The following is a 9,019-nucleotide window of genomic DNA, read 5'->3' on the forward strand; positions in this document are numbered from 1 at the left end:
GCTACTTGCCGCCCTTGGCGGTCATGGACTCCAGGTCCACGTCGGATTCGGCCACCGCGAAGAAATCCATAAGCTGCACCAGGCCCAGGGTCTTGCGCACCTGCTGGCTGGGGCTCATGAGCACCAGGCGCTTGCCCAGGCTTTGCAGCCGCGTGTTGCAGGAGACCAGGAAGCCGATGCCGGAGGAGTCCATGAAGCTCACCTCGGAGAGGTCCAGGGCCAGGGCCGGGGTGTCTTCCTTCTCCAGGGCCTGCTCCACGGCGTGCTTGAAGTCCTGGGTGACCTCCATGGTGATTTCCCCCGAGAACTTGGCCAGTAGACACGCGCCCTTGCGCAGCCAGGTTAGGTTTTCCACAGTTCCTTCCTTATCTGTTTGACCACCCGCAGGACGTTCTCCCTGCCGCGGCGCTTGAGTTCACACTGGTCGGACAGCTTGCAGATGATGAACATGCCCCGCCCGCACTCGGAGTCGGGGGCCGCGTTCTCGAACTTCACGGCGTCGCCGAAGCCCTTGCCCCAGTCCACCACTTCCATGTCCACGGACTGGCCGGGCCGGATGCGCAGACGCACCTCCATGGGGCCTTCGCCCCCGCCGTAGGCGTGCCGGGTGATGTTGGCGCAGGCCTCGGTGAGCAGGATGTCCAGGTCGTGGAGGATGTCGGGGTCCTCCATGTAGGCCTTCACTGCCGCGACCACGTCCTTGGCCAGGGCCCGGCTGGCCTGCGGGGTGGACCGGCCCGAGAACACCCGCGAGAGCGGGCTGCCCGCGCAGACCCACAGCCCGGTCACGTCGTCGCTGAACACCGGCCCGGCCTTCTCGCCGCAGAGGTTCTCCAGCAGGTTCTGCAGGCTGAAGCGGTCCGAGCGCATGAGCCCGGAGGCCAGCTCCGTGAAGCGCTCCAGCCCGAACATCTCCTTCTCCAGGGTGTGCCACTCGTACCAGCCGTCGGTGTAGAGCAACAGCCCGGCGGGCTTCTCGAACTCGATGGTGCGCATGGGGTATTTCTGGTCGAAGAACCCCAGCACCGAGGAGGTGGGGGCCAGCTCCATGATCCTGTCGCCGGTGTAGAGCAAGGGGGGGCAGTGCCCGGCGTTGACGTAGGTCAGGGTGCCCTCGTCCGGGTCGATGTCCACGGCGGCCAGGGTGACGAAATCCGGCTCCTGCCCGATGGATGAGAGCAGGTGGTGGTTGGCCAGGCTCAGCATCTCCGCCAGGGAGAGGTAGTGCGTCTGGGTGACCCGCACCAGGGTGCGCACCACGGCCATGAGGAACGCCGCCCTGGCCCCGTGGCCGGACACGTCGGCCATCACGGCGCGGATGCAGCCGTCTGGCAGCGTGAAAAAGTCGTAGTAGTCGCCGCTGGCGCGCCCGGAGGGGCGGTACAGGCACTCCACCAGGGTGTCGCCGAAGAGCGGCGAGCAGTCCGGGAGCAGGCGCTTCTGCAGGCCCGCCACGGTGTCGATCTCGCGGCTGATGCGGTTGTAGGCCTGGCGCAGCCGCCTGGTCAGGGTGACCTGCCTGGCCGCCGCGCCCACGCGGGCCAGCAGCTCCTCGCGGTCGAAGGGCTTGGCCAGGAAGTCGTTGGCCCCGGCGGCGAAGGCCCGGGCCTTGAGCACCTTGGTGTCCTGCGCGGTGAGCACCACGATCTGCACGTCGTGGTCCTGCGCGACGCCCCGGATGTGCTGCATCACCTCCAGCCCGGACTTCACGGGCATGTTCATGTCCAGGATGATGACGTCGGGCTTGAAGGAGGCGTGGGCCTCGATGGCCTCCTGCCCGTCCTCGGCGGATTCGAGGCGGTAGAGCTTGCCCAGGATGAAGGTCAGCAGCCGAAGGACCGTTTTGGAGTCGTCCACCACCAGGACGCGGATGTCGTCCCCGGCGGCCATCAGCCCTCCCCCGCCGTGGCGGGCCGGGTGAAGTCCGCGCTGTCCAGAATGATGGTCACGGGGCCCTGGTTGGTCAGGCTCACGGCCATGTCAGCCCCGAAGACGCCCGTGGCGGTGCGCCCGGGCAGGCGGGCCTCCACGTCCCGCGCGAGGCGGTCGAACAGGGCGCGGGCGGTGTCGGGCGGGCACGCGCGGGAGAAGCCGGGGCGCATGCCCTTGCGGCAGTCGGCGTAGAGCGTGAACTGGGAGACCAGCAGCACCTCCCCCCCCGTGTCGGCCAGGCTCAGGTTCATCTTGCCCTCGGAGTCGGAGAACACGCGCAGTCCGGCGAGCTTGTCCAGCATGGCGCGCCAGGCCTGGCTCGCGGGCAGGTCCGGGCCGTCGTCCGGGCCGAACCCGGCCAGCGCCAGGAAGCCCTGGCCGATTGCGGCCACGCGCTCCCCGGCCACGTCCACCGAGGCGTGCGACACGCGCTGGACCACCAGCCTCATGACAGCTCGGTGTAGGTGGCCTTGCTGGTGGCCTTCTCGAACACGCTGATCTCGGCCACCTGGGCGGGCATGCCTTCCAGCAGCCTGCCCAGCTCCCAGTAGATGTAACGGGCCAGGTTCTCGGCCGTGGGGTTGCGGCGCTGGAAATAGGGCAGATCGTTCAGGTGCTTGTGGTCGAGCCTGTCCAGCACCTGCTTGAGCAGGGCCTTCAGGTCCTTGAAGTCCATGAGCATCTCGGTGTCCTGGGTGAGGCGCTCGCCCTGGAACACCGCCTCCACCAAAAAGTTGTGCCCGTGCAGGGCCTCGCAAGGCCCGTTGTAATTGCGCAGGCAGTGCGCGGAGGAGAAGTCGTCCGTGATGGTCAGCTTGAACAGGCCCCGGCGCAGGACCGGGCGTTCGCCGTGTTGCATGGTCACAATAGTCCCCTTTGTCAGCCTGTAGCCTTGTTGTGGGCCCGGGCGAGACAGTCGTCAACCGCGAGCCAGAATTCCGGGCACGGCCCGACGCTGAGTTCGTCCGAGAGGCCCGTCAGGCACTCCATGCTGTCGAACACCAGGCGCAGCCGCACCTTGGCGCTTCCCGGATACTTATGAAAGATTTCCTTGAGCCCGGCAAGCGTGGTGCAGGCGTGGGCGTCCACGCGCAGCTCCAGGGGCTCGTCCCCCGCCTGGACGGCCTCGGCCAGGGGCCGGGCGGACTGCACGATGAGCTTGAGCTTGGCCTGGCCTTCGGGGGCGTCCTGGTCGTCCTTGCCGATCTTGCCCGTGATGAGCAGCGGCGCGTCGCCCTCCAGCAACTCGCGGCACTGGGTGAAGGCCTCGGGGAAGAAGATGGCCTCGCCGTCCCCGGCGATGTCCTCCAGGCCGCAGAAGGCCATGCGCGAGCCCTTCTTGGTGATGTGCTCCTTCTTGGTGGTGATGATGGCCGCCACCTTGACCTCGCAGTCGGGGGCGTAGCCCCGGCAGTCGGAGAGCGTCTTGAGGCCCATGCGCCGCAGGTCGCGCGCGTAGGCCTTGAGGGGGTGGCTTGTGAGGTAGAAGCCGATGGCCTCCTTCTCGAAGGCCATCATCTCCTCGTGGCCCCACTCGGGCACCTTGGCCTCCTCGCAGGCGAAGCCGATGCCGCCAGTGGGCGGGGCCTCGGGAGCGGGGGCCAGGCTCATGAGCGAGAGCTGGCCCGAGTTCTTGGCCTCGGCCCGCTTCTGGCCCTGGGTGGCGGCCTTGTCCAGCCCGGCCATGAGCGAGGCGCGCGGGGCCTCGAAGCAGTCCATGGCCCCGGCCTTTATCAGGAACTCCAGCACGCGCTTGGTCACCTTGCGCAGGTTCACGCGGGTGGTCAGGTCCACCAGGCTGGTGTAGGGCCCGTTCTCCTCGCGCTCGCGCACGATTTCGTTGATTGCTTCCCCGCCCACGTTCTTGATGCCCGCCAGGCCGTAGACGATCCTGCCCTCGCGCACGCTGAAGTGGCGCATGGAGAGGTTCACGTTGGGCGGCAGCACCTCGATGTCGCGGTCGTTGCAGTCGGAGATGTACTTGAGCACCTTGTCCTGGTTTTCCAGGTCCGAGGTGATGAGCGCGGCCATGAAGGCCACGGGGAAGTGCGTCTTGAGGTAGGCCGTATGGTAGGAGATGAGCGCGTAGGCCGCCGAGTGCGACTTGTTGAAGCCGTACTCCGCGAACTTCTCCATCAGGTCGAAGATCTCGTTGGCCTGGGAGTCGGGGATCTCCTTCTTGCGCGTGCCCTCCAGGAAGCGGGTGCGCTGCTTGGCCATCTCCTCCGGGTTCTTCTTGCCCATGGCCCGGCGCAGCAGGTCGCCCTCGCCCAGGGAGTACCCCGAGAGCACCTGGGCGATCTGCATGACCTGCTCCTGGTAGACGATGACGCCGTAGGTGGCCTTGAGCACCGGCTCCAGGTCCGGGTGGGGGTAGTGCACCTCCACCAGGCCGTGCTTGCGGTCGATGAACTCCTGCACCATGCCCGAGCCCAGGGGGCCGGGGCGGTACAGGGCCAGCATGGCGATGACGTCCTCGAAGCAGTTGGGCTTGAGCTGGCGCAGGTACTTGCGCATGCCGTCGGATTCCACCTGGAAGATGCCGTCGGTGTCCCCCCGGGAGAAGAGCTCGTAGGTCTGCGGGTCGGTGAGCGGCAGGGTGTCCAGGTCGGGGGGCTGCTGGCCCATCTCCTGGATGATGTCCAGGGCGTCCTGGATCACGGTCATGGTCTTGAGGCCCAGGAAGTCGAACTTGACCAGCCCGATCTTCTCCACGCGCTTCATGTCCCACTGGGTCACGATTTCCTGGTTCTTGCCCAGGTAGAGCGGCACGTACTCCATCATGGCCCGGTCCGAGATGACCACGCCCGCCGCGTGGGTGGAGGCGTGGCGCGAGAGCCCCTCCAGCCTGCGGGAGACGTCGATGAGCCGCGCGATGCGCGGGTCCTGGCTGGCCAGCACCGAGAGCTCGGGCTCCTGGTTCAGGGCCTTGTCGATGGTCATCTTCAGGTCTTCGGGGATGAGCTTGGCGATGCGGTCCGTCTCGGGGAAGCTCATGCCCAGGGCGCGGCCCACGTCGCGCACCACGGCCTTGGCCTTCATGGTGCCGAAGGTGGTGATCTGGGCCACCGAGTCGCGCCCGTACTTCTCGGAGACGTAGCGGATAACCTCGGTGCGGCGGCGTTCGCAGAAGTCCACGTCGATATCGGGCATGGAGATGCGTTCGATGTTCAGGAAGCGCTCGAACAGCAGGTCGTAGGGCAGCGGGTCCAGGTTGGTGATGCGCAGGCTGTAGGCCACCAGCGAACCGGCGGCCGAACCGCGCCCCGGCCCCACGGGGATGCCCTGGCCTTTGGCCCAGTTGATGAAGTCCTGCACGATGAGGAAATAGCCCGGGAAGCCCATCTGCTTGATGACGCCCAGCTCGTACTCCAGGCGGTCCCAGTAGACCTTCTCCTTCTCGGGGCTCAGCTCCATGCGGGCCAGGCGCTCCTTGAGGCCGTTGCGGGCCATGTCGGCCATCTCGTCGTCCAGGGACTTGCCCTGCTCCACCTCGTAGACCGGGAAGTGGTAGGTCTTGAGGTCCAGCTCCAGATCGACGCGCTCGGCGATCTCGCAAGTGTTGGCGATGGCCTGGGGGGCGTGGGCGAAGGCCTGGGCCATCTCCTCGGGGGAGCGGTAGTAGAGCTGCTGCGTGGTGAAGCGCATGCGCTTCACGTCGTCCACCTGGGCCTGGGTCTGGATGCACAGCAGCACGTCGTGGGCCGAGGCGTCGTCGGCGTTCAGGTAGTGGCAGTCGTTGGTGGCCACCAGGGGCAGCTTCATCTCGTCGGCCAGCTCCAGCACCAGGGCGTTGAGCCGGGCCTGCTCGGGCAGGTCGTTGGCCTGCATTTCGAGATAGAGCCTGTCCGGGAAGAAATTCATGTAGGTGCGGGCCATGTCACGGGCGGCGTCCATGCCCTGGTTGAGCAGGGCCTGGTGGATTTCGCCCTTGATGCAGGCCGAGAGCGCGATCACGCCCTCGTTGTGCTGGGCCAGCAGGGCCTTGTCCACGCGCGGCTTGTAGTGGAAGCCCTCCATGTAGGCCTTGGAGGAGAGCGCCAGGAGGTTCTTGAAGCCCGTGAGGTTCTGGGCCAGCAGCACCAGGTGGTAGCCCGCGTCGCGCGCGGACTTGGCGTCCTTGCTGGTGCGGTCGCCTTTGGCCACGTAGACCTCGCAGCCGACGATGGGCTTGATCCCGGCCTTCTTGCAGTACTCGTAGAAGACCAGGGCGCCGTGCATGTTGCCGTGGTCGGTGATGGCGGCCGCCGGGCAGCCGAACTCGCCCGCGCGCTTGACCAGATCGCCGATGCGGATGGCCCCGTCCAGCAGGGAGTATTCCGTGTGGCAATGCAGATGGACAAAGTCGGACATAATTCAATCACCTGTAAATATTGAACAAAACGTTTATCCGCATCTCGGGCGGTTGTTCCCTAGTACATTTCATCGGGGTTGCCAACCGCCCGGGGGAGTGGCCGCCTGCGCTTTACAATATCGGACAATTATACTAATTTTGCTCACCGAAATCTGGTGAACGGATAACCACAGCTTTTCCGCCGCACACCACCAGGGAGCCGTCATGACCGTGGCCTTGACCATCGCCGCCGTGGAGGATCAGGGATATCGCCTGATACTCACCCATGCAGGGCGGCAACTGCTCTGCGGGCCGGTGCGCCCTGAGCCTCACGAAGCCCGGAGCGACGCCGAGGCCCTGCGCCGCGCCGTGGCCATGGACGGCCGCTACCAGTTGGAGCGCGACGGCTCCGGCGGGTTCTGCTTCCGCGTGCTGGGCGAGGGCGGCTGCACACTGGCGGTGAGCACCCCCCACCCCACGCCCTACAGCCTGGGCCAGGCCATCGCCACCATCAAGGAGCTGATGCCCCAGGTGGAGCTGGTGCTGCCCTGAAGCGCGGCGCAACCCGCGGCCCCTTCTTTCCCGCGATAACAGATTTCCCTCCTGCTGGCGATATCCGGCGGTGGTGTTAAGGCTTACCGGCGAAGCGGCGCGCACGGCGACATCGTCGTGGATAGAACCTGATCCTGCCGTTGCCCCCTGGATACGAAACAAGGCCGGACCTCCGCCCATACTTGGCGCAGGCCCGGCCTTTCATCATCTGCGGCCGGTACGGCTTAACTGCGGCCTATTCGGGCTTCTGGAACCCGTACTTGGCCAGGATCGCCTGGCCTTCGGGACTCAGCACGAAATCAACGAAGGCCTTGGCGTCGGCGTTGTCCTTGGAGCGGGCCACGATGGCCAGGGGGTAGCTCACCTTGGCCTTGGTGGGGATCTCGGCCACAACGTCGATCTTGGCGGCGGCGATCTTGGCGTCGGTGGCGAAGATGAACCCGGCGTCGACCTCGCCCCGGCTGATGTAATCCTGCACCTGCTTCACGGAATCGCCGAAGACCAGCTTGGGGGTCAGCTTCTCGTACAGCCCGGCTGTGGTCAGGGCCTCGCGGGTGTAGCGGCCCACGGGCACCGTCTCGGGGTTGCCCAGGCCGATGCGCTCCACGGCCTTGTCCTCCAGCGACTGCATGGAGGTCACGGCCGCCTTGCCGCCCTTGGGCTTGCACAGCACCAGGGCGTTGGCGACGAAATTCCTGCGAGAGGCCGTGTCGATGAGGTTCTTGGCCTGGGCGCGGTCCATGGTCTCCTGGTCGGCGGAGGCGAACACGTCCACGGGCGCTCCCGACTCGATCTGGGAGAGCAGGACCCCTGAAGCGGCGAAATTGGTGTTCACGGTGACGCCGGGGCGTGCCTTCTCAAAGGCTTCCTTCACTTCGGTGAAGGCGGCGGTGAGGCTCGCGGCCCCGGAGACGGTGACGCTCCCGGCCCGTGCGATGAGGGGCATGGCCAGCATGGCGGCCAGGGCGATGGTTGTCAGGATGCGTTTCATCACTTCACTCCTTGTATGTTTGCGGTGAGCGGAAAATTTCCAAGGCCTGGCTGCCACCCGGCCCACGTTTCCCGCTCCCGGTTTCAGGGGATCAGGAGGTGTCGGCCTCCGGCTCCTGCCCGCGCGCCTTGCAGCGGACGGGCCGCGCCCGCCTGCGCGGGGTGGGCGGCTCTGACGGCCGCATCTCCAGCGCCAGGGAGGAGAGCGCCTGCGCCAGCCTGCCGGGGCTGGTTATCATGGGCAGCGGCCCCAGGGGCAGTTCCACCACGGGCATGCTGCTGAGCGCCGCACGGGCGGCCTGCGACTTGGCGGGCCGGTCATCACGCGCGGTGGTGCGCAGGAACACGCCTGGCAGCTGCCGATCCCGGTCGCCGTAGGCGTAGGCGTCCTCCAGGCAGGCTCGCGGGAAGGGCTGCAGCCGAACCGAGAGCCAGCGCCCCAGCTCCCGGCAGGAGACGCCGAGGCTCTCCGCCGTGGGCGGGGGGATGAGCCAGTCGCCGCCGTCGCCCCTGCCGGGGGCGGCGCGCCCGCACATCTGCGAGAAGCTCTTGCCGCGCTCGGGCAGCACCCCGTCCAGGTGCACCACCCCGGCCACCTTGCCGCTGTGGCGGTGGGCCACCGCGGCGGCGATCATGCTGCCGTAGCCGTGGCCGACGAGCACCACGCGCTCCAAATCCTCGTGGAAGAGGGCCTGGGCCACGTCCTCCACATGCCAGGCCAGCGAAATCTCGGGGCGCAGCAGGTGCGAGCGCTCGCCGCAGCCCGTGAGGGTGGGGCGCAGGCAGTCGTGCCCGAACCCCGCCAGGGTCGAGGCCATGCGCTGCCAGACCCAGCCGCCCATGAACGCTCCGTGGATCAGCACGAAGGCCGCCATGTCAGCCTGCCCTCCCCGGCCGCCGCGCCGGGGCTTGTTGCCGGTGCCTGCCTGTTTTCATCCGCATCCTCCCGGGCCGTGTCGTCGGCCCAGGGTGTGCCAGCAAACACCCTGCCACGCGCAACAATCTGAAATAATGCAATATTAACCAGAGGCCCGGCTGAATGCGTACAAAAATGAAAACAACCTTACATATTTGTACGCCCGCTCAGATTAAAAAAAGGCCCGGCTGCGTTCCGCCGGAAACTATGCGAGGGCCGCAAAAAAGTGGAGCGGGGGGCCGGGGGCGAAGCAAAACAGTCACCCCGCCCCACAAAATAAACAAAAAAGGGTGAGC

General features: G+C 66.8%; 8 protein-coding genes. 1 reads left to right on the forward strand and 7 read right to left on the reverse strand.

The features are described 5' to 3' along the window. Position 1: 1 nt before the first annotated feature. Genes MLE27_RS07235 through dnaE form a run of 5 tightly spaced genes read right to left on the reverse strand, consistent with a single transcriptional unit; the run spans position 2 to position 6,285 of the window. On the reverse strand, positions 2 to 355 hold the full coding sequence (locus tag MLE27_RS07235; RefSeq protein ID WP_243311393.1) for an STAS domain-containing protein: 354 nt from the start codon (positions 353 to 355) through the stop codon (positions 2 to 4). Further along, the gene (locus MLE27_RS07240; RefSeq protein ID WP_243311394.1) at positions 343 to 1,890 is read right to left on the reverse strand and encodes an ATP-binding SpoIIE family protein phosphatase; all 1,548 of its coding nucleotides are present in this window, start codon (positions 1,888 to 1,890) and stop codon (positions 343 to 345) included. Before MLE27_RS07240 ends, MLE27_RS07235 begins: the two co-directional genes overlap by 13 nt. Then, positions 1,890 to 2,381 carry a D-aminoacyl-tRNA deacylase gene (gene dtd, locus MLE27_RS07245; RefSeq protein WP_243311395.1) on the reverse strand — a complete coding sequence of 164 codons (492 nt, stop codon included), beginning with the start codon at positions 2,379 to 2,381 and terminating at the stop codon, positions 1,890 to 1,892. The genes MLE27_RS07240 and dtd overlap by 1 nt, the downstream gene beginning before the upstream one ends. Further along, complete coding sequence (gene queD, locus MLE27_RS07250; protein WP_243311477.1) at positions 2,378 to 2,791, reverse strand: 6-carboxytetrahydropterin synthase QueD; 414 nt, start codon at positions 2,789 to 2,791, stop codon at positions 2,378 to 2,380. Before queD ends, dtd begins: the two co-directional genes overlap by 4 nt. Positions 2,792 to 2,811: 20 nt before the next feature. After that, a complete protein-coding gene (gene dnaE / locus MLE27_RS07255) occupies positions 2,812 to 6,285 on the reverse strand; it encodes a DNA polymerase III subunit alpha (RefSeq protein ID WP_243311396.1) in 3,474 nt (1,157 codons plus the stop codon). A 205-nt stretch (positions 6,286 to 6,490) separates the two neighbouring features. Here dnaE and MLE27_RS07260 point away from each other — a divergent pair, with 205 nt between their 5' ends. Continuing rightward, entirely contained in the window at positions 6,491 to 6,817 is a 327-nt protein-coding gene (locus MLE27_RS07260; RefSeq protein ID WP_243311397.1) for a hypothetical protein, read from the forward strand. A gap of 235 nt (positions 6,818 to 7,052) precedes the next feature. On the opposite strand, the gene modA is transcribed toward MLE27_RS07260, so the two are convergent. Continuing rightward, positions 7,053 to 7,808, reverse strand: coding sequence for a molybdate ABC transporter substrate-binding protein (gene modA / locus MLE27_RS07265; RefSeq protein WP_243311398.1), 756 nt, complete (start codon positions 7,806 to 7,808; stop codon positions 7,053 to 7,055). Positions 7,809 to 7,899: 91 nt separating this feature from the next. Next, the gene (locus MLE27_RS07270; protein ID WP_243311399.1) at positions 7,900 to 8,682 is read right to left on the reverse strand and encodes an alpha/beta hydrolase family protein; all 783 of its coding nucleotides are present in this window, start codon (positions 8,680 to 8,682) and stop codon (positions 7,900 to 7,902) included. Between the last annotated feature and the right edge of the window lie 337 nt (positions 8,683 to 9,019).

It is taken from the genome of Fundidesulfovibrio agrisoli, assembly GCF_022808715.1.
Taxonomy (GTDB): Bacteria; Desulfobacterota; Desulfovibrionia; order Desulfovibrionales; family Desulfovibrionaceae; genus Fundidesulfovibrio; species Fundidesulfovibrio agrisoli.

Excerpts from the sequence above, each read along its gene's own strand:
- MLE27_RS07260 (WP_243311397.1), top strand. The coding sequence starts at position 6,491 with ATGACCGTGGCCTTGACCATCGCCGCCGTGGAGGATCAGGGATATCGC.
- modA (WP_243311398.1), bottom strand. The coding sequence starts at position 7,808 with ATGAAACGCATCCTGACAACCATCGCCCTGGCCGCCATGCTGGCCATG.
- MLE27_RS07240 (WP_243311394.1), bottom strand. The coding sequence starts at position 1,890 with ATGGCCGCCGGGGACGACATCCGCGTCCTGGTGGTGGACGACTCCAAA.
- dnaE (WP_243311396.1), bottom strand. The coding sequence starts at position 6,285 with ATGTCCGACTTTGTCCATCTGCATTGCCACACGGAATACTCCCTGCTG.
- MLE27_RS07270 (WP_243311399.1), bottom strand. The coding sequence starts at position 8,682 with ATGGCGGCCTTCGTGCTGATCCACGGAGCGTTCATGGGCGGCTGGGTC.
- dtd (WP_243311395.1), bottom strand. The coding sequence starts at position 2,381 with ATGAGGCTGGTGGTCCAGCGCGTGTCGCACGCCTCGGTGGACGTGGCC.
- queD (WP_243311477.1), bottom strand. The coding sequence starts at position 2,791 with ATGCAACACGGCGAACGCCCGGTCCTGCGCCGGGGCCTGTTCAAGCTG.